General features: G+C 64.9%; 21 protein-coding genes. 14 read left to right on the top strand and 7 right to left on the bottom strand.

The annotated features are described in order from the left end of the window. Nucleotides 1-325: 325 nt before the first annotated feature. A complete protein-coding gene (locus EVC45_RS32295; protein WP_129962222.1) occupies nt 326-907 on the top strand; it encodes a lipocalin family protein in 582 nt (193 codons plus the stop codon). Nucleotides 908-1,119: 212 nt separating this feature from the next. Here EVC45_RS32295 and EVC45_RS32290 read toward each other — a convergent pair whose 3' ends face one another. The 4 genes from EVC45_RS32290 to EVC45_RS32275 form a co-directional block, all read right to left on the bottom strand. Next, a complete protein-coding gene (locus EVC45_RS32290; protein WP_248295340.1) occupies nt 1,120-1,638 on the bottom strand; it encodes a hypothetical protein in 519 nt (172 codons plus the stop codon). A 202-nt stretch (nt 1,639-1,840) separates the two neighbouring features. Further along, nucleotides 1,841-2,290: a CBS domain-containing protein gene (locus EVC45_RS32285; RefSeq protein ID WP_168991580.1), complete on the bottom strand. Its 450-nt coding sequence runs from the start codon at nt 2,288-2,290 to the stop codon at nt 1,841-1,843. 44 nt (nt 2,291-2,334) lie between these two features. After that, on the bottom strand, nt 2,335-3,012 hold the full coding sequence (locus tag EVC45_RS32280) for a phosphoribosyltransferase (RefSeq protein WP_129962219.1): 678 nt from the start codon (nt 3,010-3,012) through the stop codon (nt 2,335-2,337). Nucleotides 3,013-3,547: 535 nt separating this feature from the next. Then, nucleotides 3,548-4,528 carry an acetyltransferase gene (locus tag EVC45_RS32275; protein WP_129962218.1) on the bottom strand — a complete coding sequence of 327 codons (981 nt, stop codon included), beginning with the start codon at nt 4,526-4,528 and terminating at the stop codon, nt 3,548-3,550. Between the two features lie 175 nt (nt 4,529-4,703). On the opposite strand from EVC45_RS32275, the gene EVC45_RS32270 reads away from it, so the two are divergent. The 3 genes from EVC45_RS32270 (at nt 4,704) to EVC45_RS32260 (ending at nt 7,961) form a co-directional block, all read left to right on the top strand. Continuing rightward, entirely contained in the window at nt 4,704-5,663 is a 960-nt protein-coding gene (locus EVC45_RS32270) for an LOG family protein (protein WP_248295339.1), read from the top strand. A gap of 370 nt (nt 5,664-6,033) precedes the next feature. After that, nucleotides 6,034-6,276 (top strand): hypothetical protein, encoded by a 243-nt coding sequence (locus EVC45_RS32265; RefSeq protein WP_129962217.1) that lies wholly within the window; start codon nt 6,034-6,036, stop codon nt 6,274-6,276. Beyond that, the gene (locus EVC45_RS32260; RefSeq protein WP_129962216.1) at nt 6,273-7,961 is read left to right on the top strand and encodes a bifunctional aminoglycoside phosphotransferase/ATP-binding protein; all 1,689 of its coding nucleotides are present in this window, start codon (nt 6,273-6,275) and stop codon (nt 7,959-7,961) included. Before EVC45_RS32265 ends, EVC45_RS32260 begins: the two co-directional genes overlap by 4 nt. Before the next feature lie 194 nt (nt 7,962-8,155). Here EVC45_RS32260 and EVC45_RS32255 read toward each other — a convergent pair whose 3' ends face one another. Continuing rightward, nucleotides 8,156-8,647: a hypothetical protein gene (locus tag EVC45_RS32255; protein WP_129962215.1), complete on the bottom strand. Its 492-nt coding sequence runs from the start codon at nt 8,645-8,647 to the stop codon at nt 8,156-8,158. 35 nt (nt 8,648-8,682) lie between these two features. Continuing rightward, the gene (locus EVC45_RS32250; RefSeq protein WP_129962214.1) at nt 8,683-9,567 is read right to left on the bottom strand and encodes a F0F1 ATP synthase subunit gamma; all 885 of its coding nucleotides are present in this window, start codon (nt 9,565-9,567) and stop codon (nt 8,683-8,685) included. Nucleotides 9,568-9,843: 276 nt separating this feature from the next. On the opposite strand from EVC45_RS32250, the gene EVC45_RS32245 reads away from it, so the two are divergent. After that, nucleotides 9,844-10,455 carry a LemA family protein gene (locus EVC45_RS32245; RefSeq protein ID WP_248295338.1) on the top strand — a complete coding sequence of 204 codons (612 nt, stop codon included), beginning with the start codon at nt 9,844-9,846 and terminating at the stop codon, nt 10,453-10,455. Nucleotides 10,456-10,491: 36 nt separating this feature from the next. Here EVC45_RS32245 and EVC45_RS32240 read toward each other — a convergent pair whose 3' ends face one another. Further along, the gene (locus EVC45_RS32240; protein ID WP_129962213.1) at nt 10,492-11,019 is read right to left on the bottom strand and encodes a flavodoxin; all 528 of its coding nucleotides are present in this window, start codon (nt 11,017-11,019) and stop codon (nt 10,492-10,494) included. A gap of 333 nt (nt 11,020-11,352) precedes the next feature. Between EVC45_RS32240 and EVC45_RS32235 the strand changes: the two genes are divergently transcribed. From EVC45_RS32235 to EVC45_RS32195, 9 genes are all read left to right on the top strand, one after another. Beyond that, nucleotides 11,353-12,192 (top strand): universal stress protein, encoded by an 840-nt coding sequence (locus EVC45_RS32235; RefSeq protein WP_129962212.1) that lies wholly within the window; start codon nt 11,353-11,355, stop codon nt 12,190-12,192. A 34-nt stretch (nt 12,193-12,226) separates the two neighbouring features. Further along, nucleotides 12,227-12,730 carry a universal stress protein gene (locus tag EVC45_RS32230; RefSeq protein WP_129962211.1) on the top strand — a complete coding sequence of 168 codons (504 nt, stop codon included), beginning with the start codon at nt 12,227-12,229 and terminating at the stop codon, nt 12,728-12,730. Beyond that, complete coding sequence (locus EVC45_RS32225; RefSeq protein WP_129962210.1) at nt 12,727-13,554, top strand: universal stress protein; 828 nt, start codon at nt 12,727-12,729, stop codon at nt 13,552-13,554. Before EVC45_RS32230 ends, EVC45_RS32225 begins: the two co-directional genes overlap by 4 nt. A 515-nt stretch (nt 13,555-14,069) precedes the next feature. Beyond that, complete coding sequence (locus EVC45_RS32220; RefSeq protein ID WP_129962209.1) at nt 14,070-15,101, top strand: nitroreductase family protein; 1,032 nt, start codon at nt 14,070-14,072, stop codon at nt 15,099-15,101. A gap of 273 nt (nt 15,102-15,374) precedes the next feature. After that, entirely contained in the window at nt 15,375-15,674 is a 300-nt protein-coding gene (locus tag EVC45_RS32215; RefSeq protein ID WP_248295337.1) for a hypothetical protein, read from the top strand. A 61-nt stretch (nt 15,675-15,735) separates the two neighbouring features. After that, nucleotides 15,736-17,115 (top strand): DUF2254 domain-containing protein, encoded by a 1,380-nt coding sequence (locus EVC45_RS32210; protein WP_129962208.1) that lies wholly within the window; start codon nt 15,736-15,738, stop codon nt 17,113-17,115. A 122-nt stretch (nt 17,116-17,237) separates the two neighbouring features. After that, entirely contained in the window at nt 17,238-18,086 is an 849-nt protein-coding gene (locus tag EVC45_RS32205; RefSeq protein WP_306770810.1) for a transporter, read from the top strand. 171 nt (nt 18,087-18,257) lie between these two features. Continuing rightward, a complete protein-coding gene (arcA, locus tag EVC45_RS32200) occupies nt 18,258-19,517 on the top strand; it encodes an arginine deiminase (RefSeq protein ID WP_211193509.1) in 1,260 nt (419 codons plus the stop codon). 60 nt (nt 19,518-19,577) lie between these two features. Continuing rightward, nucleotides 19,578-20,588, top strand: coding sequence for an ornithine carbamoyltransferase (locus tag EVC45_RS32195; RefSeq protein WP_129962206.1), 1,011 nt, complete (start codon nt 19,578-19,580; stop codon nt 20,586-20,588). Nucleotides 20,589-20,623 lie beyond the last annotated feature (35 nt).

Below are 20,623 nucleotides of genomic sequence, written 5' to 3'. Positions count from 1 at the left end.
TGGTTCGGGAGGCGTGCTGCGGTCGCATGATGCGAGCCCAATGGATGAGCGACGCATGCGCTGCCCATAGGCGAAGTTCCACGAGCGAGGCCCAGCAGCCAGCCTCCCGGCAGTCCGATGGCGAGTCCCAACATCGTTCCGTAGCCAAGCTGCTCGTGAATAGCCCGCATGCGAGATGCGCTGGGGATTGACGCAGATCAACGGCACCAACCGTCAGCGCGAGTGCAATGGCGACATGCTTCGAGCGCTCCGACCAACCGTCACTGCATCGCTGGCCGCCCCGAAATCGTCGGTCGATGACGACTGCTGACCAGACATCGTCCCAATGCGAAATTCGATAGCCTGCCTCGCGGTCCTCGCCACTTGTCTGACCGGCTGCGTGCACGCGCCAGCGGCTGCGCCGGACGCACCCCCGTCCGCCACGGCTTGTGTCGCGGGTCCGCCGATCGACCTGCAACGCTACATGGGCAGGTGGTACGTGATCGCGGAGACCCCCTATCTGAACGACAGCGATTACGTCGGCAGTTACGACGAGTGGACGTTGCGTGCCGACGGCCAGATCACCGACGATTACCTCGGCCGCCGACAGTCGTTCGATCAGCCGGTCACAGGAAGCCGCTTCGTGGCGAAGATCGTGGGTGGCACTGGCAATACCACATGGCGAGTCCGACTGCTCTGGCCATTCGAAGTGTTGGTTGTCACCGCGTACGTGGATCCGAACTACCACTACACGATTCGTTGCATGGTCGACAGCAACATGGTGTGGGTGCTTTCGCGCAGTCCGACGATTGACGCAGCGACTTACCTTGATCTGATTGCGCGGCTGGCCGGTATGGGTTTCAAAGTCGAGCGCATACGTCAGGTTCCACAAGATGCCGAACGAGTCGGCCTGCCCCAACCCGAATGAATCCATGACGGACAGAACCCGGAGCCCGTAGCGTACTGACGCGTGAATCGACAGCCGGGTTCGTTCCGGCCGATCTCATGTTCTGCTCACACTGCGCGGGCTCGATCATGGGCACACGTCGACCCATGCGCCTCGCCGCCATTCATCCTTTGATCTGAGCGTCGCGTCTGTGCAATCCAGCGGTGACCTTCGGCCGCGCGTGAGCGCCAGTCTCACCGCGCGACACGCTGCTCGTCGGTGCGGCCCTCATCTAGCCGTCGCGCTCCTTCCACGCTTTCGCCGCGATTACCGGCGGCGCCGAAGTCGCGCTCGACATCCGTCGCGATGGCTCGGCCGGCGGGCGCATCGAATGCCGGCTCGTCGTCGTTCTGAACTGGCGATGCCGCGTCCGCGACGCGACGCGATGCGCGCCGCTTCACCGCCTTCGCATCGAACCATCCCACGTCGCGACGCAAGCCGGTTACGTAGGCACGCCAGCCTCGCGCGTTGTCATCGAACAGCGACATACGCACGGATGCAGCCAGCGCGTCCCGGTCGAGCGGGTCGTCGAGCAACCATTGCGGCCACAGGCAGAGTGCGTGAAGCGCGTGGGACCTGAACGCGTCCACGGACATATCCGGGCGCAGATGCGCGAGCAGCGGCTCGTCATCGAGAATCGGGTGCTGTGCGATCAGCTCGCCAATGCTCGCCTCGCCCGGCGCCATTTCGTCGAGCCGAACGATCAATTGCATCACACGCCCCAGATGAAGCAGCAGGGCGCGTCTTTCGAGAGCGTCTTCCATGATTCGCGGTGCCTTCGATCACGACAGTCGAATTGCATCCGGTCAATTGCGTCGCCATGCGGGCCGCTGCCTGACCGGCGTTCCATTTTCAAGCCTACGGCGCCTGGCGGCACGGACGTCGATCCGGGCCAATGCATCGGCCGCGCCGGCGTCACGCGCGGCTCTTTTGCTCGATGTGAGGCTGACGGCCCGTCACGCGCCAGAGCTCCGACAGAAGTCCGGACACCGCCTCGAGCAGATCGTCGAGCGACACGATGCCGGTCAGCTCCCCTGCGCCGTCGACGACAGGCAAACGCCGCACGCCGTTCAGATGCATTCGCGAAGCGGCGAGCCAAAGATCGTCCCCTTCGCTGATGAGCGCCGGCGGCGACGACATCACATCGTTCACGAAGATCTTCTCGGGGTTGGCCTGTTTGGCCACGATCGCCAACACGATGTCGCGATCGGTCAACATTCCTACAGGTACCCGACGTCCACCGCTCATCTCGATCACGACGAGATCGCCGACATGCTGTTCGCGCATCAGTTGCGCGGCCTCGAGAACCGTCGCTTGCCGCTCGCAGACAGTGACGTGCCGCGTGCAAATGGATCCTGTATTCACGATAGATGCTCCACGTTCGACACGGCCCATGGCCATGCGTGCCTTCATTCGGCCGAGCCCATACGCTGCTCGTGCTCCCAACTCCGCGCGGTTGCGAGACACGCGCGGACCTCTTCATCGCTCGTCTGGCTGAAATTCATATAGAACTGGCTGATCCCCATGAACCAGCCCGGCTGCAGCACGCTCACGAACTCGTCCGCGATGCCGTCGAACTGCGTGCCCGCACCGGCTGGCGACACCGGGACCGCCGCCACGATGCGAGCAGGATTTCGGCTACGGAGCGCCTCGATCGCCGCATGCATCGACGCCCCCGTCGCGAGGCCGTCGTCGACCACGATTACCGTCTTGCCCTGTACCGTCACCGGGGGAGTTTCCCCCCGGTAGGCCAATTCCCTGCGCGCCAACTCGGCTCGCTCCCGCGCGATCACGGCGGCTAATTGGGCGTCACTGACCTCCAGCTGGCGAAGTACCGACCTTTCCAGATGAAGCGCGCCGCCGGTCGCTATCGCACCCATCGCCAGTTCTTCGTCGTAAGGCGCCCCAAGCTTTCTGACGACGAGAATGTCGAGCTTCGCATGCAGTGCCCGAGCGACTTCGAGCGCGACAGGCACGCCGCCGCGCGGCAGCGCCAGCACCACCAGATCGTCGCGGCCCTCATACTTCGCCAGTGCGTTGGCAAGCTGTCTGCCGGCATCGGCGCGATCGCGAAACACATTAGCCATCGCCACTTCTCCTCAGGAATGTCGAGGTGCGTCGCCCAACACACCCATCATTCCATCGTAGACCGCATGGAGCGTTCCTCAAGGTACGGCAACGATATCGGCGCATGAAAGCTCGCTGCGATCGTCGATGATCACGGAACGCGAGCGCGCGGAGCAGGAACTGATCAGACGCACCGATGCACTCGCCACCCAGCGCCGTGCCTGTGTCCGCGAGTTGCGCCTCCGGGTCGTTGAGCAGGCGTCGCGCGAGCGAGCTTTTTCGTCCAGCAAACCGAACAGCGCGGCCAAATGGCTTCAGGCACTCGAACTGAGACCAGTCGGCTGCGTCGCTTCCGCCGCGCGATGCGCCTGTTACAAAGGTCCGGCTACTCATGATCAGCCCCGGGTTCAGGTACAGCCCAATCATCGATGCGTAGCGCCGGACCGATGTTGATTTGTATCAAGCGCGCCCTCCGCCGACGAGCCGAAAGGGACGACGTCCGGGCCCGTGGGCCGCATGGCGAATTCGTATCGTCGACTGGAATGCGGCGGTGAATTACCCGCCCCCCGTCCCACCAGATTCGCTGCCGAACGCAGTGCTGAACGCTGCCGCGAATTCGTCGAGCCGCGCGGCAGCGAGCCGGTCGATACCGGCGGCAGCGACTCTGCCGTTTCCGCCGAACTTCCTGCAAAGGACGTCAGCGCCTCGCGGGCAATCGAGCGGAGCCCGTACGCTCGCCATGTATCGGCCATCGGCGCGAGCCGTCAGCACTGCGTGCGCTCGTGTCCGGTCGCGGCGCGCGACGAGGTTGGCGAATTCACCCTGCACGCGCCGAGCCCACGCCGCGTCGGGAAGAATGTGCAGCGTTCCATTGGCAAGCCGCCGGATTACCGCGAGCCCCACGGCCAGTTCCAGGTCCTCAGTTCGTCGCGCCTGCAATTCGGGCAGGATGCTGGTCGCCGCAATGAATTCGAGCGGGTCCGCATACGGTTGGATCGCGCGATACATCTCGACAGGATCGACGGCAAGATCGACGACGCTGTCCCCGTAAGCGTTGTAGTTGAACGCTTCGCCCAGCTCGCGCAGTTTGTGCTCGTCGGACGGGTTAAGCGCGCACGCAGTGGCGGCCCGATGCGCTGCCGGGTGCAGGTTGTCGCCATAGGCCGCGACCACTGCCCAGCGCGTGTAGCGGCTTTGCAGGTGGCGGTCCACGATCAGCGCCGTGCACATCTCCGGCGATGTATCGATATGGGTCGTCAGCAGCGCGTGCGCGGGAATGGGGCCCGGGAAATGATGATCGAAATAGTCGATCTTCACACCGCGTTCCAGCAGTGCGATGAGCGGGTCGCGGTTCGAATCCAGCGAAATATCCAGCACGGTCACGCTGTCGCCCGGCTGCGCGTGCGCGCGGCGCAGCAGCGCTACTTCGTGCTTGGCGCCCGTGATCAGGTCGGTGTGGGCAGGCTCGGCGAGCCGCAACTGATGCAACGCGCAGATGCCGTCTGCATCACCATTGAAAATATCGAATCGCTTCATCCGCTGCTCCGCCGGTGCGTCGCTGCCACGATCGCACGCGGCTCGACTAGGGTCAAACGGTGGCCCGCGTTCCATTTCATATGCAAGCGTACGCCGGTATCGCCCGCTTGACGTGGATCAACGCGATCGCGCCCCTCGACCGTAAGGTAAAGACATTTGCTGCACGGAGACGGACATGGCGAGGGCCAAGGAATCCTTGACGCGAGGGGCTATGCGCGACGCGCACGACCGTTCCCCGCAGCCGGGCGCGCGGCGCCGCGGCGCGAGCCACGCCGACGGCGCCACCCGCTCCGAGCTGCCGCCACGCGTGCGCCGCCTCGTCGAGAATCCGACCTACCTGCAAGCGGACGAAGACCTCGCGTTCCTGCGCAGACCGGAAATGTGCGGCGTGCGTCTGCAACTCGACTACTGGAAAACCGAGGAAACGCTGCAACGTCGCGACATTCGTCACACGATCGTCGTGTACGGCAGCACCCGGATTCCGGCGCCCGACATCGCGCGAAAGCGGCTTCGCGAGGCGCGCCGCGCTCTGCGCGAACGACCGGACGTGCGGCGCGACCAGCAGGCGCTGGAAGCTGCAACACATCTGCTCGAACTCAGCCGCTACTATGAGGTTGCACGCGAGTTGGGCCGCATCGTCGGCAACGCGCGTCGTACCGGCGCGCTGTCGTCGCTCGCGATCGTAACCGGCGGGGGCCCCGGCATCATGGAAGCCGCGAATCGCGGCGCCCACGAGCGCGCCGCGCCGAGCATCGGCCTGAACATCGCGTTGCCGCGCGAGCAGCAGCCGAACCCCTACATCACGCCCGACCTCTGCTTCAGGTTCCACTACTTTGCGATCCGCAAGCTGCACCTGCTCGAACGTGCGCAGGCGGCCATCTTCTTTCCCGGGGGATTCGGCACCTGCGACGAACTGTTCGAGGTGTTGACGCTGCTGCAAACGAGGAAGATCCGGCCGCTGCCCGTCGTGCTCGTCGGTCAGTCATACTGGCGGCGCGCGATCGATTTCGACTTCATGGTGACCGAGGGCATGATCTCCGCTCAGGACGCGGAACTGTTCGTCATTCGCGAAACGGCCGAAGACATCTGGTCCGCGATCGTCGAATGGCACGCAAACCGTCGAGCGGATGTGTGAGCGCGCGGCGCACAACATCTCGCGAAGTCGAGCCATGGCGAGGGCTTGCGGCGCTGACGCGAGAGAAGCGGCAACGGCATCAGCGTTGCTCCGCCGTGCCGTGCCGCGCGATCCGGTTTCCTCGTTCCCTCTCCGTCGGCCGGGCGGCGGCAGGTTCAGCATCGCCGATGGCGCGGCGCGGCGTTTGACAAGGATCAAGCGCTTGCGATCCGGCCTTAACGTCGCGCGAATTCCACGCGGATTCGTCACGCCCGCTGGGCTCCGTTGATACAGATCAATCCGCTTGTCATACTCGATGGCTTAAATAAGCAGACGATCCCGGTTCGCGCGCATCGCCAGCGCCGGCCGTCCCATCACGCGGAGGTCAACCGTGTCGAACGAGACGCCCGTTTTTCATCACGACGCCCGGTCGTTGCCGCACGATGGCGTCAACCCGCTCGCCGGGGCCGGCGAGGTCGAGCCTGCTCCCGGTGGCCGCAATGTGATCGTCGCGGGGCGGCGGGCCGCGCCGCTCGTCGCGAATTCCGGCGGGGCGCTCGCGCGCTCGGACGACTTGTCCGATTCCTACGGGGAAGTGCGCACGCAGTTGCTCGGGCGATGGGGCCCGGCATGAGCTCGCCGCCGAGCCGCAAGCATTCCGCACGCCGCGCCGACACCGCCGTTCGCGGCCCCCTGCATCTCGCCAACCGGTTGCGTGCCGCGCGCCGCAGCGTGCGCGGACTCGACGCAACGCTGCGCAGGCCGGGCACGTACCGCCATCCGGCGGGCAGGATCGTGCGGATCGAAACGCATATATCCGTCGTGTATCTTGCCGGGCGCTTCGCGTACAAGATCATCAAACCCGTCGCACCGGGCTTCGCGGACTTTACGTCCACCGCGACACGCGAGCGCTGCTGTGAAGCGCAGCTCCGCCTGAACCGGCCACTCGCGCAAGGCATTTACGCCGGCGTGCTGCCGATTGCGCGCCATCACGGTGTGCTGGCGCTCGGGGCCGACGGCACGGCTGTGGAGCACGTGGTCAGGATGCGCCGCTTCGACGAAGCGATGCTCTTTTCGAGTCTCGCGGCAAACGGAGCACTAACGCCGCGAGATATCGACGGTGCGGCGAAGCGGCTCGCCGACTATCACCTGAGGGCACCCCGCAACGCGCCCTCGTCGCGCTACGGCAGTGCCTCGCTGGTGCGCGCGCAGATCGAAACCATCACGGCGGCGCTGCTGGCCAATTGCAGTCATCCCGCGCTTCCCGGCATGGCCGCGTGGTGCGCGCGGCAGCTCGACGAACTCGCGCCGCTGATCGAGCGGCGCCGCGCCGAGGGTTTCGTGCGCGGCTGCCATGGCGATTTGCATCTGGACAACGTGGTCCGCTGGCGCGGCGCAATCGCGATGTTCGACTGTATCGACTTCGACGACGCGCTACGCTGGATCGACGTAGCAGCGGACGTAGCGTTTCTGGTAATGGACCTGGGCGCGCGAGCCGAACCCCGTCTGGCCAATCGGCTGTTGAACCGTTGGCTGGAAACGTCGGGCGACTACGCGGCGCTGTCGCTGCTGCCCTTGTACGTCGCCTATCGCGCCCTGGTGCGGGCGTGGGTCGCGTGCCTGAAGGCGGGACACCTGGCGGGCAGCGACGTCGCCATCCCGAGACCGGCGCTGCGCTATCTCGAACTGGCAAGGGCGCAAACGCAGAGACCGGGACCCGTTCTACTGCTGTGTCATGGCTATTCCGGTTCGGGGAAATCGGTCGCGAGCCGGGCTCTCGCTGACCTGTGCGGCGCGGTGCGCGTGTCGAGCGATGCCGAACGCAAGCGTCGGCTCCCCCCGCCCGACGAGCAAGCCGCACTGGGCGCCGAACACTACACGCAGGCTGCGCGTCACGCGATCTACGGCCACCTTCTTCGGCTCGCGCACGATGTGCTGCAAAGCGGGCACAGCGCGATCGTCGACGCCACGTTTCTCGAGTTCCGTCACCGCGGCACGTTTTTGGCGCTCGCCGAACGGCTTGGCGTACCGGCCCGCATTCTCGACTTTCGCGCCGAACCAGCGGTGCTCGCGCAACGCATCGAAGCACGCCGCCAGGGTCCGCGCGATCTGTCCGACGCCGACACAGCCACCCTCGCGCGTCAGCTCGCGAGCGCCGACGCGTTGACGCCGGCGGAACGGGCGCTGAGCTTGTCATTCGACACCGCGGTACCGATCGCCGCGTTCGACACTCCCGCGTACTGGCGACCGGTGCTCGACCTGATGCAAGCGCGCATGGAAAGCGTCACGTTTGCCTCGCCTGTGACGTGCAGAACCTGAAAAGCCGCCACGTGGCAACACCGGCTTTCCATCAGCCTCGCCGGCGTACGCTGTGCGGCTGGTTACATCGGCAACCGATGCGCAAGGGGCACCCCGGCACGCCAGCCAGGACGGCGAACTGGTCGCGACATCCGAAGCGCGGTGCGGATCGTGCGCGCAGGCCGCCGCGCATCTGACACGCGCGCCGGGCCTGGTCATTGGGCTGTGCTCATCCACGCGCGAAATTCGCCCTCGATCGTGATGATCGAATTCGCACAGGTCGAATACAGCACGCCTGCATTGCCATCGGTGCCGTACATGCCGCGGCACATCGCTTTCAGCTGGATCAAGGTGTGACCTTCGACGGTCTGCTGCTTCAGCGCCGCGAGATACACGAAGCCGAACGAATGCGGCCGCGCGGTTTCGATCAGCGTATCGCCAGCGCGCACGATCCGGCTCGCGGAATGCGTGGCGACGAACGCGCGGGCGCGCGCCCACGCCGCCTCGCAAGCGTCCTGCGCTTCGCAACGCACGGTGGCCTGCTGGCGTGCCTCGAACAGCGCCAGCTCCTCGCGACGGAAGGCTGCTTCGCGCGCGGCGTTCGCGCAACCGGAGATCAGCGCCGGACCGAGCATCGACACGCAGAGCCAGCACGCGACGCGCTTCATGACGTTCCTCGTGCCTGCGCAGCTGTCGACGCGCTTCATGACTCCCTCCGCCCCTGCGCGGCTGTCGGCGCGCTTCATGACTGCCCCCGCCCCTGCCCGGCTATCGGCGCGCAAGCGCCCGTCGCGGCCAGCTCAGCGATTTCGGCGGTGATCTCGTCCTGCCGAACGATCCGATAGTCGCGCGTGAGTTCCTGCAGCCGGTCCTTCACATGGCGGCTCGCGGCCAGCATCGTGGCGACGCGCGCCGCGCTTTCCGCCGCGAACGACTGCATCAGGCCTTCGCACAGTTCGAGGTACACGTAGCGCTCGGTGAGGCCTCTCAACAAGCCGTCGAGCGGCAGGTTCAGAAGTGGCGGCTGACCGCGCGACGCCACCCTGAAGCGCGTGAAATCGAACGGCACGAGCCGCCGCGTCACGATGCGCTCGTCGAGTCCGGGGCCGGGCGTCGCGTGCACGAGCCACACCTGCGACGAAGCGTGATCGCGAAAGCGCGCGAATACCGCATCCGCGATCTGACCGGCCACGCGCATCACGTCCTCCGCGTGCGTGGCCATTCCGACGGACCAGCCGTAGTGCAACGCCCGTTCCTGCGCGAGCATCATGCCTCGCGTGCCGACGATGAAAATCTCGCCCGGCTCGTCCGCCTTCAGTCGTTCGACCCGGGCCAGCAGATGCTCGTTGAAGCCGCCGACGAATCCCTGCTCGGTGCACAGCACGATCAGAATGCGCGCGGCGCTTTCCGGTGGCGCGTCTTGCGCAGCCTGTGCCGGCGACGATGCAGCCGCCAGCACCATCCCGATCGCCTCGCCGACGGTCGCCGCCACCGAGCGGATGCCCGCGAGCCGCGCCTGCGCCTCGCGCTCGCGCGCGGCGGCGATGCCGCGCATCGCGCCGATCACCGTTTCGAGTTGCCTCGCCGAAGCGGTGCGGCTTTCGATCTCACTGAGCTTGCTGCTCATCGGGACCCCCTGCTGCTTGCGCCGCGTCTGGACGCTCGTGCATTGCGCGCTCGACGAGCGGCTCTGCGACTCCCTCACGATAGCGGCGCGCCCAGCAGGCAAGCTGATCCTGATCAAACGTTGCGGTCAACGCGTAGCCACGGCCTCCCGGAGCAATCCGCACGGCGCCGCCGATTCACGTTCCATTGACGACGATCAAGCCGCGCCTGTGCCACCGGTCTACGCTTGCGAGGCACACCGCCCCGGCCACATCGACACCACACGGCGAGGACGACCTTGAAACCGGCCCTGATCGTTTCGATTCTGTTTGCGCTGTTTTGCATGGCCGGATGCGGGACGGACCCGGCGCCGCGTGCCGACCACCAGGTCATCGTGGCGTTCGCCGACGTGCTGGATCTCTACAACGAACGCCTCGAACTGACACAGCAGGCGGTCACGCTCGCGCGCAAGCATCTGCCACCGGATGCGCCGGCACTCACGCAGATAGACAGTTCACGCATGGCGGTCGCGGATCTGCATGCATCGCCTGCTCTGCTCGACTCGCCCGCTTCGTTCGAACGCTTCGACGTCGCGCAACGCGATCTGACCGATGCGATTTCGCAGCTGCTGATCGCGTGCGAGGGTGTCCGCCGGCTGGATGGGAGTCCGGCGTTTCGCGCGTTGCGCATGCGGCTCGCGTCGTCCGCGGGACGGATCGCCTTCGCACGCGAACGCTACGACGAAGCGGCACGCCGCTACAACGCGGCGCGTCACCGTTTCCCCTTCGACCTCGCGGACCTCATTCATCCGGAGCAGGACAAGCCGGCTTTCACCGTACCGGACGCAACGCCGGTGCATCGTCATCCACGCACCGATTTCGGCGCGTTGCGCGGTTCGCTGCGGGTGTAGCCGCTTCGTTTTCGACCGCGCGTGCGACCGCTTGCGCTACACCAGCCACTCCGTCTCCCGGCGCGCCGCCAATCTTTGCCGGATCTTCTGGGCGAACTCGTCGCGTTTGTCGCCGTCCCTGCGTCCGTACAGATCACGGCCGTTGATCGCGCAGGTCGCAAGCGGCGTCTTGCCCGCCGCCTTCGACATCTGCTCCAGCGCCGCTTCGCTGCCGCCCACGCCCTCGCAACAGAACAGCGCGAGATGGTGGATTCGTGCGCCGTACGCTTCCAGCCAGGCCCGGACCGGCGCGCATGCGCCGCCTGCCCAGACGGGGCCGCCGACGACCACCAGCTCGTACGCGGCGGCGTCGAGCAGCGGCGGCATGACCTCGGTACGACGACGGCACAGCGCATCGATCACCGATTTGGCGAAGCCACGTGCGCCGTCACGGGGTTTGGCCCCGGCGCGCTCGCGGATCGGTTCGAGGTCGGCGTCGAGCTCGGCCGCGAGCAGCTCCGCCACGCGTTGCGTCGTGCCGGCGCGCGAGTAGTAAACGATGAGAATCCTGCAACCCTCGGTCATGTTCCTTCTCCGGCGCAGAAATTGGCCGCCTCGTCCGTCAATTGGGCGTTTCGCGCCGTGTGCGCGAAACGTACCCGCCAGACCCGGCTGTGCAGGCAGTCCGCGCGAATCGGAGGATTCACCGACCGTGATCGTTGCCCGCCACAGACGGCACGTAAGCGCTACGGTGAGAGGTCCGTTGCTGTCACTGCTCTCACTGTATTTGTGCGCGACCGGCAGCGCTTGACCTACATCAACCGGCGTGCGGCATCGACGCGCTTGATCTGCGTCAACAGTCGCGCCGGGCTGGCCCATAGACTCGATGTGTCCACGTTCTGTCGCGGAGCTTCGGCGATGACCTACAAAAGCATTCTCGTTCACCTCGATACGAGCGCCCGCGCGCAGTCGCGCCTCACGATCGCATTGCAGCTCGCGCACCGGTTTCATGCGAGGCTGACTGGCCTGTTTTCAACGTACGTGCCGCCGCCCCACGCGTTCTTCGTGATGGCCGGCACCGCCGAGTACTACGCGGAGCACGAGCGCCAGCGCCACGAACGGGCCCGCGAGCTCGAGCGGCTATTCCATGCGGAACTCGCGCGTGCGAAGGTCGAAGGTCAGTGGATCGTCGCGGACGGCTACGCGAACGACGTGGTGCCGCCCTATGCGCGCCTGGCCGATCTGATCGTGCTCGGGCAGACGGACCCGACCGATCCCGAGGCGTTCGTCGCCGAACAGTTCGTCGAACACGTCGTGCTGTCGGCTGGGCGGCCGGTGTTGCTGGTGCCGTCGGTAGGCACCTTCACGCCGTCGGGGCGGCACGTGCTGATCGCGTGGGACGGCAGCCGTGAAGCCACCCGCGCGATCCACGACGCGTTGCCGCTCCTCACGCATGCGGCAAAAGTGTCGCTGCTGACGGTCCATTCGCCCGACGATCAACCGCCGCGCGACCGGATCCCCGGTGCGGACATCGCGCTGACCGTCGCGCGTCACGGCGTGAAGATCGACGTGCGCGAGCTGAGCGTCGAAAACGACACGCCGGTCGGCGATGCTCTGCTGTCGCAGGCGTCGGATCTCGGTTGCGACCTGATCGTGATGGGTGCCTACGCGCACTCTCGCATGCATGAAGTAGTACTGGGCGGCGCGACGCGCACGATGCTCAAATCGATGACCGTGCCGGTGCTGTTGTCGCACTGAAGATCGCATTGAAGTTCGCGCTCAAGGAGACCTCATGTTTCACCGCATACTCGTCGCCCTCGACGGCAGCAATACCGCCTCACGTGCCTTCGATGCCGCGTTGACCCTCGCCGCCGAATCCGGCGCCGAGCTGACGCCGCTCCATGTGATCGACGTGCCGATCATCGCGTACGATGCGCCCGGCTTCGATCCGTGCGCGATCCAGAACGCCTTCATCGAAGAGGGCAAGCGGATCGTGGCCGATGCGCAAAGCCGGCTGGCGGCACGCGGCGTCAAGGGCACGCCACGCACGGTGGCAGCCTCGATTCCTGGTGAAGACGTCGCGAAGCGCATCGTCGCGGCGGCGCTCGAATGGCGCACCGACCTCATCGTGATGGGCACGCACGGCCGCCGCGGGGTTCAACGGCTGATGCTCGGCAGCGTCGCCGAGCGCGTGCTGCGCGGCGCCCGCTGCCCGGTCCTGATGATCCCGGCACACGCCGGCGTCGAGACTGTCGACCATTCCATCCCGGCCTCCGCCGAAAAGGAGCTGACATGAGCTACAAGACCCTGCTCGTTCACATCGACGACAGCCGCCGCTGCGACGCACGCGTCGAGCTCGCGCTCGAGCTTGCGCAGCGTTGGGATGCACATCTGATCGGTCTGTATGCCGTGTCCGAAGGCATCTCGAGACCTCTGTTCGGCACCGACGACCGTTTCGTTGCCCAACTCACCGCGCTGACCGCCGATCGCCGCAAGATGGCGCAGCGGGCATTTCTCGCCGCGGCCGAGCGCGCCGGCCGGGCAGCGGAATGGCGCGCACCCGAGGGCTCGCCGGTCGATGTGACCACGCTTCACGCACGGCACACCGACCTGCTGGTGCTCGGGCAGCCCGACCCGCAAGATCCCGCCAGCTACGTGGAGCGGAATTTCGTCGGCGAGGTGGTGCTCGGTGCGGGGCGTCCCGCACTCGTGATCCCGCGCGCGGGCACCGTGCCGACGCTCGGTGAGAACGTGTTGATCGCGTGGGACGGCAGCCGCGAAGCCTCGCGAGCGATCGCCGACGCGATGCCGTTGCTCCAGCGGGCGCGCTTCGTCGGCGTCGATGTCGTCAAGCCCAAGCACGACCATGAAGCCGGACCCGGTGCGATCGACGTCGCGGCGTGGCTCGAAGCGCATGGCGTGCGCGCGTCGTTCTCGACGACGCCGCGCCTCGGCACCGCCGGCACCGGTGCGACGTTGCTGAACAGGGTATCGGATCTGCACGCCGATCTGCTCGTGATGGGCGCGTATGGCCATTCTCGGGCACGTGAGCGTGTGTGGGGCGGCGTCACGCGGACGATGCTCGAATCGATGACGGTGCCCGTGCTGATGGCGCATTGACGGGTTGCCGCGCCGAACGATCGGTGCGGCACGGTGCGGACGCGGGCGTGGGACGCGGCGTGGGGCGCGATACACACTCACGCGACGCCTGAGTCGCTATCGCGAGGACTCCACGCCTTTCGCTTTCGGCTCGCGTGCCGAATGCTCGCGGATTGCAGTGCAGCCGCGCGCATCAACCCGCGAGCCCACTCGTGCGCTGAAGCGCTTCGCCGCATCGCATCGGTTCCGCAGTTCCGCGGCTAGCCCTGCTCAACGACCTCTACCTCGCGACCGCAATCGAGCGCCTCGCCAACAATTCACAAACCGCTAAGGCCTCAAAGGCGACGACGAAAACGACCTGTAGCCCTTCCCTCTCCGCGCCTGCTCCGCATCGAAGACGCGCCAGGGCTCGCCGAGGTCTGCACGCACGGGAGCATCCGAAACATTGACCTGCCTCAAACCCGCCACGGCGCCCGGTGACACGATAACGACACGAACCGCGTGCTTGCGGCCACGATCCGACAGGAGAGTTCGAAATGAACGATGTCGTGCGGCATGACGCGTGGGAAATCGGCGAACCGCACTTCGCCGCTTCCACGCCAATAGAACAGCAGTTGCGCTTTGCGCTGCACTATGCGGTACTCGCGCCGTCGAATCACAATACGCAACCGTGGCGCTTCATCGTCGACGGCGAGACCGTGCAGATCTGCGCCGACCGCATGCGCGCGCTTCCCGTGGTCGATCCGTTCGATCGCGAACTTCTGATGAGCTGCGGCGCGGCGTTGTTCAATCTTCGCGTGGCGCTGTGCCGTCTCGGACTCGCTTATGCGATCACGCTGTTTCCATCGGAGGCCGATCCCGACATCGTGGCGCTCGTGCGCGTGTCGCGCGACGGGCCACGCAATCCGCCCCTGCACGATCTATTCGACGCGCTGACCGCGCGCGTAACGACGCGTGCACCATTCGTCGATGAAGCTGTTACGCCGGAACTGCAACGCAAGCTCGGCGACGCCTGCGACGAAGAGGGCGCAATTGCCTTCTGCGTGGAGCAACAGACCGGGCGCGAGGCGCTCGCGAAACTGATCGCCGAGGCGGATCACGCGCAGTTCATGGACCCGCGTTTCAGGCGCGAGCTCGCCAGCTGGATCCATCCGCGGCGACGCGACGATGGCATGCCCGCTTACGGTACCGCTGTCGGCACGCTGCTCGATTTCGCGGCGCCGCTTGTCAGCCTAGCCGTGCGGGTCTTCGATGTGGGCGCGGGACAGCCCGCCACCAACGGTCGCCTCGTACAGGGCTCGCCGCTGATGGTCGGCATCGCCACGATGCGCGACGACCGCGAGGCGTGGCTGGCCGCGGGACAAGCGCTCGAACGGATGCTGCTGGTCGCGGCATCGGCGGGATTGACCGCTTCCTACCTGAACCAGCCAATCGAAGTGGACCCGCTGCGCGAGCGGCTCCAGACGCTGCTGCGCACGGATGCGTATCCGCAGCTTCTGCTTCGCGTCGGCCGCGGCCCGCACGTCGATCATGCGCCGAGGCGGCCATTGGCCGATGTGGTGTCCTGAGTGCGGCTATCGGTCGGGAATCGGGCTGCGTCGATCCCCCGCTCTCGCGAGATGCGTCGCCCAAACGTCGATAGTTCGTACCACAAGCTCCGCCTATACTGAGTGAACCTGTTTTCCGCGGTCGCGAGGTCCTATCGTGAACAGCACGATGCAGTGCGACGGTGAAGCGCCAAAGCAGCACGCGCGCAGTAACGACAGTTTCGACGTCATCGTCATTGGTGGCGGCCTCGCTGGGTGCGCCGCCGCGCGTCTGAGGAGCTCAAACGCTACACGGTGGACGTCACCAGTGCGCTGGCCTTCGGCGAGGATCCGAGAACCCTGGAAAGGGACCGCGGCGTCATTCAGGAACACCTGGCGCTGATCTTCCCCATGTTGATGAACCGAGTCAATGCACCGTTCCCGTACTGGCGATATGTTCGGGTGCCTCGCGACCGCAGGGTCGAGCGCGCGTTGATCGAGGTTCACCGGTACGTGCGGGACATGATGGAGCGCGCTCGCGAACGCATGCGAGAGGTTTCTGCATTTACGATGGTGCCGAGCACGATGCCTGTGCGATTGTCTGTCCGTGCGTAGTGGAAACGGCAAGTTGCGGCGGAAAGATCGATCGTGCCAGCCAACGACCGGAGGAACCACCATGGCATGGAATCGGCGATACAGTCTGAGCAGCTATGTCAGATCGGCGCTTTGGGTTGTGCCTATCATTTCTCTGCTGGCGGCGCTCGCGTTGAATCGGGCGTCGGAATTCATTGTCCGCTGGCTTGCCCTGCGTGGCGGATATGATCTGCGGCATGGCTTCCTCGATGTCAGCATGGAAGAGGCGCATGCCATTCTCGACCGCGTGTTTACCCTCAATCTGTCGTGTCTGGTATTTACCTTCGGCTCATTGCTCGTTGCCATTCAGATCGCGGGCGGACAGTACACCCCTCGTATCATCGCGACCACCCTGCTCCGCGACAACGTGATCCGCTGGATCGTCGGGCTATTGGTCTTTTCGCTGCTCTGGACACATCGGACGATGACCGAAATCGGGCAAACGCACCTCGTGCCGCAATTGCAGGTATTGATTGCGAACATCGTCGGGCTCGGATCACTGATCGCCTTCATCGTGCTGATTGACTATTCCGCACGTTTGCTGCGCCCCGTCGCCCTCGTCGGGCGCATCGCGGAACATGGCTTCGCCGTCATCGAAAGCATCTACCCGCACCCCGAGCCAGACGAGCGAATCCCCAGTCGGTCCGCAAGCAGTCCGGACACGGTGCACATGTCGCCGCCGTTCATGTTCAGCGCCGCTGCCGTCGTGTACTACGACGGAAAATCGGGTGTCGTGCTGGCTGCCAACCTGAAAGCGCTTCTGCGGGAGGCAACGGTTGCCGGCTGCGTGATCGAGTTTGCCGTACAGATAGGCGATTTCCTCGCCACCGATGAGCCCCTCTTCTACCTGCATGGGAATCATCAGGCGGTCGACGCCCGGCGACTTCAGAATCTGATCGCGCTCGGCACCGAACGAACGATGGAACAGGACCCGATGTTCGCTTTTCGCATCGAGGTCGATATCGCGCTGAAAGCGCTTTCTCCGGCCATCAATGATCCGACGACCGCGGTGCTCGCATTGGACCAATTGCACAGGCTGCTTCGTATGGTTGGCAAGCAGTCGCTGGCGAATCGCGAAGTGAAGGACCCCGCGGGCAACACGCGTGTGCTGTTCCGCACACCCGACTGGGAAGACTACGTGCATATTAGCTTCAGGGAAATACGTCATTGTGGTGCGGGCAGCCTGCAGATCGAAAGGCGCTTGCGGGCAATGATCGAGAATCTGATCCTGACTTTGCCTGTCTCTCGCCATGATGCACTGCGGTGTGAACTCGGTTTGCTGGATACCCAGATCGTCGACGGTCACACTTACGAAAGTGACAGAGAACTTGCACGCGTCCCGGACACGCAGGGGCTCGGCGGCGCGTGGTATAGGAGCAGTACGGCCACCAAAGCGGAACAGTCAACGTCCAATACCAGTTAACCGTGCATCCATCCTCCGCGCAGTTCCGTGCGCGACTCTGTTGCCTGGTGCCGCGTTCGACGCACGTGCGAACGTGCTGCTCGCTATTCATCGGCGCAATGCTTCTGCTGTGCATATCGCGAGTGTCAGCCCAGGAACTCGAGCCACGCGCGTACTCGCCCGCCCCGGTGGGCACGAACTTCATCGGCCTCGCGTATTCGTGGCTGAGCGGACAGGTTCTCACCGATCCTTCCCTGCCCGTCACCAACATCCACGCGAATATCAATGCCGTGTCGCTCGGATACGTCCACGTTTTCGACCTCGCCGGATATGCGGTGCAGTTCGGAGTGGCTGCACCGTTCGTCTTCGGCGATGTGTCGGGCGACGTGCTGGATGCGCCGACTCAGGTGCACCGCGCCGGGCTCGGTGACGTGCGCCTCAGGCTTGCTGTCGATCTGCTGGGCGGCCGTGCCATGACGCCGGAGGAGTTCGCGCGCCGCGTCCCGGGGACGATCGTCGGCGCGAGCCTGACGGTCGTGGCACCCACGGGACAATACGAACCCGCGCACCTGGTCAACATCGGCACCAACCGCTGGGCATTCAAGCCCGAGGTCGGCATCTCCCAGCCCGTCGGCAACTGGTTTCTCGAAGCCACCGTCGGCGTGTGGCTATTCATGGACAACGACGCCTTTCTCGGCAATAGGCAACGTAGCCAGGCACCGCTCGGCGCGCTGCAACTGCATGCCGGTTATACGTTCCGTCCGGGCTTGTGGATAGCGTTCGACGCGGGGTTTTATGCCGGCGGCGCGACCACCGTCAACGGCATTGGCAACGACGACCGGCAGAACAACACCCGCTATGGCGTCACGCTTGCGATACCCGTCACCCGAGGCTGGTCGGCGAAACTGGCCGTATCGAATGGACTCCTCGTCAGGGCGGGCGGCAACTACAAGGCGATTTCGCTGGCGCTTCAGTATCGCTGGTTCAACTGAAGCCAGCCGGAAAGATATCGACGCGGTGCTTCGATATGTTCAGTGCCCGATCCCACACGGCGCTTTTGCCTCGCGGCGAGACTTTGATTCAGGTCAATCGGCAGCGCACGGCGAGGCATATGCTGAAATCGCGCCGAGAAGGTATGCGGGTGTTGCGATTCGAGGAGACAGATGATGAATGCGAAGACTTCAAAGTTTGGGGTTCATTCGGAGGCGGGCAAGCTCCGCAAGGTGATGGTGTGCTCGCCGGGTCTTGCGCATCAGCGTCTGACGCCGAGCAATTGCGACGAGCTCCTGTTCGATGACGTCATCTGGCTGAGCCAGGCCAAACGCGACCATTTCGACTTCGTCTCGAAGATGCGCGAGCGCGACGTCGAAGTGCTGGAAATGCACAATCTGCTGACCGAAACGGTACGTGACCCGCAGGCGCTGAAATGGATCCTCGACCGCAAGATCCGTCCCGATACCGTTGGTGTCGGGCTCTCCGGCGAGGTTCGGGCGTGGATGGAAGGTCTCGAGCCTCGCCAACAGGCTGAGTTTCTGATCGGCGGCGTCGTGGCGGAGGATATTCCCGACACCGAAGAGACCCATACCCTCAAGATGTTCCGCGAGTATCTCGGACACTCCAGCTTCGTGCTGCCGCCGCTGCCGAACACGTTGTTCACCCGCGACACCACCTGCTGGATCTATGGCGGCGTCAGCCTCAACCCGATGTACTGGCCGGCCCGTCGCCAGGAGACCTTGCTGACCACGGCGATCTACCGCTTCCACCCGGACTTCGAAGCTCAGGAATTCGAAGTCTGGTACGGCGATCCTGACCGTGATCATGGCCTCGCTACGCTCGAAGGCGGCGACGTGATGCCGATCGGCAACGGCGTGCTGCTCGTCGGCATGGGCGAGCGCACCTCGAGGCAGGCTATCGGCGAACTGGCCCAGAGCCTTTTCGCCAAGGGCGCTGTCGAGCGCATCATCGTGGCGGGCATGCCGAAGTCGCGCGCGGCGATGCATCTCGACACGGTCTTCACGTTCTGCGACCGCGATCTCGTCACGGTATTCCCGGAGGTCGTCAAGGAGATCGTCGCATTCTCACTGCGACCCGACGACTCCAATGCGATGAAACTGAATATCCGGCGTGAGGACAAGCCGTTTACGGACGTCGTCGGCGAGGCGCTCGGACTGCCCAAACTACGCGTGGTGGAAACCGGCGGCAACAGCTTCGCAGCCGAGCGCGAGCAGTGGGACGACGGCAACAACCTCGTCTGCCTCGAGCCCGGCGTGGTCGTAGGCTATGACCGCAACACCTACACGAACACGTTGCTACGCAAGGCGGGCGTCGAGGTGATCACGATCACCGCGGGCGAACTGGGGCGCGGGCGCGGCGGCGGACATTGCATGACCTGCCCGATCGTGCGCGACCCCATCGAGTATTGATTTTGCGGCCACGGCCGCCACAGGCGCGCCGTCGTCGAACCGACCGAGACGGAGAACACCATGGCTTTCAATCTGCGCAACCGAAGCCTGCTGAGTCTGATGCATCACACCAATCGGGAGCTTCGCTACCTGCTCGACCTGTCGCGCGATCTGAAGCGTGCGAAGTACACAGGCACTGAACAGCAGCATCTGAAAGGTGTCAACATTGCTCTGATCTTCGAGAAGACATCGACCCGCACACGCTGCGCATTCGAAGTCGCCGCGTACGACCAGGGCGCCAACGTCACCTACATCGATCCCCATTCCTCCCAGATCGGCCACAAGGAAAGCATGAAAGACACGGCCCGCGTGCTGGGACGCATGTACGACGCGATCGAGTACCGGGGGTTCCATCAGGACATCGTCGAGGAACTGGCCAAATTCGCGGGCGTCCCCGTGTTCAACGGCCTGACCGACGAATATCACCCGACCCAGATGCTCGCCGACGTGCTGACCATGCGTGAGCACAGCGACAAGCCGCTGCCGGAAATCCGTTATGCGTATCTCGGCGACGCTCGCAACAACATGGGCAATTCGCTGCTTCTGATCGGCGCGAAGCTCGGCATGGACGTGCGCATCGGCGCGCCGAAATCGCTGTGGCCGAGCGCGGAATACGTCGAAACGTGCCAGCGGATAGGCGCCGAAAGCGGTGCGCGCATCACGCTGACCGAAGACCCGAAAGCCGCCGTCGACGGTGTCGATTTCGTGCACACGGACGTGTGGGTCTCGATGGGCGAGCCGGTGGAAGCCTGGGGCGAGCGCATTCAACAGCTTCTGCCGTATCAGGTCAACATGGACCTGATGAAGGCCACGCATAACCCGCACGCAAAGTTCATGCACTGCCTGCCCGCGTTTCACAATAGCGAGACGGTGGTCGGCAAGCAGATCGCCGAAAACTATCCGGCGCTGGCGAACGGAATCGAAGTGACCGACGAAGTCTTCGAATCGCCTTTGTGTATTGCTTTCGAGCAGGCGGAAAACCGCATGCACACGATCAAGGCAATCCTCGTCTCGACGCTTGCCGACATCTGAGCAGCCGCGACAGCCCGGTCATGACGCCGTGGCGA

This window comes from Paraburkholderia sp. UYCP14C (assembly GCF_004197395.1).
Classification (GTDB): Bacteria; Pseudomonadota; Gammaproteobacteria; order Burkholderiales; family Burkholderiaceae; genus Paraburkholderia.
The sequence above is the reverse complement of the archived record's forward strand: the minus strand, read 5'-3'. Positions and strand labels throughout refer to the sequence as shown.

Coding starts and splice junctions, on each gene's coding strand:
- EVC45_RS32235 (WP_129962212.1), top strand. CDS start 11,353: ATGACCTACAAAAGCATTCTCGTTCACCTCGATACGAGCGCCCGCGCG.
- EVC45_RS32220 (WP_129962209.1), top strand. CDS start 14,070: ATGAACGATGTCGTGCGGCATGACGCGTGGGAAATCGGCGAACCGCAC.
- EVC45_RS32240 (WP_129962213.1), bottom strand. CDS start 11,019: ATGACCGAGGGTTGCAGGATTCTCATCGTTTACTACTCGCGCGCCGGC.
- EVC45_RS32270 (WP_248295339.1), top strand. CDS start 4,704: ATGGCGAGGGCCAAGGAATCCTTGACGCGAGGGGCTATGCGCGACGCG.
- EVC45_RS32275 (WP_129962218.1), bottom strand. CDS start 4,528: ATGAAGCGATTCGATATTTTCAATGGTGATGCAGACGGCATCTGCGCG.
- EVC45_RS32230 (WP_129962211.1), top strand. CDS start 12,227: ATGTTTCACCGCATACTCGTCGCCCTCGACGGCAGCAATACCGCCTCA.
- arcA (WP_211193509.1), top strand. CDS start 18,258: ATGATGAATGCGAAGACTTCAAAGTTTGGGGTTCATTCGGAGGCGGGC.
- EVC45_RS32260 (WP_129962216.1), top strand. CDS start 6,273: ATGAGCTCGCCGCCGAGCCGCAAGCATTCCGCACGCCGCGCCGACACC.
- EVC45_RS32255 (WP_129962215.1), bottom strand. CDS start 8,647: ATGAAGCGCGTCGACAGCTGCGCAGGCACGAGGAACGTCATGAAGCGC.
- EVC45_RS32290 (WP_248295340.1), bottom strand. CDS start 1,638: ATGCAATTGATCGTTCGGCTCGACGAAATGGCGCCGGGCGAGGCGAGC.
- EVC45_RS32210 (WP_129962208.1), top strand. CDS start 15,736: ATGGCATGGAATCGGCGATACAGTCTGAGCAGCTATGTCAGATCGGCG.
- EVC45_RS32195 (WP_129962206.1), top strand. CDS start 19,578: ATGGCTTTCAATCTGCGCAACCGAAGCCTGCTGAGTCTGATGCATCAC.
- EVC45_RS32225 (WP_129962210.1), top strand. CDS start 12,727: ATGAGCTACAAGACCCTGCTCGTTCACATCGACGACAGCCGCCGCTGC.
- EVC45_RS32295 (WP_129962222.1), top strand. CDS start 326: ATGCGAAATTCGATAGCCTGCCTCGCGGTCCTCGCCACTTGTCTGACC.
- EVC45_RS32250 (WP_129962214.1), bottom strand. CDS start 9,567: ATGAGCAGCAAGCTCAGTGAGATCGAAAGCCGCACCGCTTCGGCGAGG.
- EVC45_RS32280 (WP_129962219.1), bottom strand. CDS start 3,012: ATGGCTAATGTGTTTCGCGATCGCGCCGATGCCGGCAGACAGCTTGCC.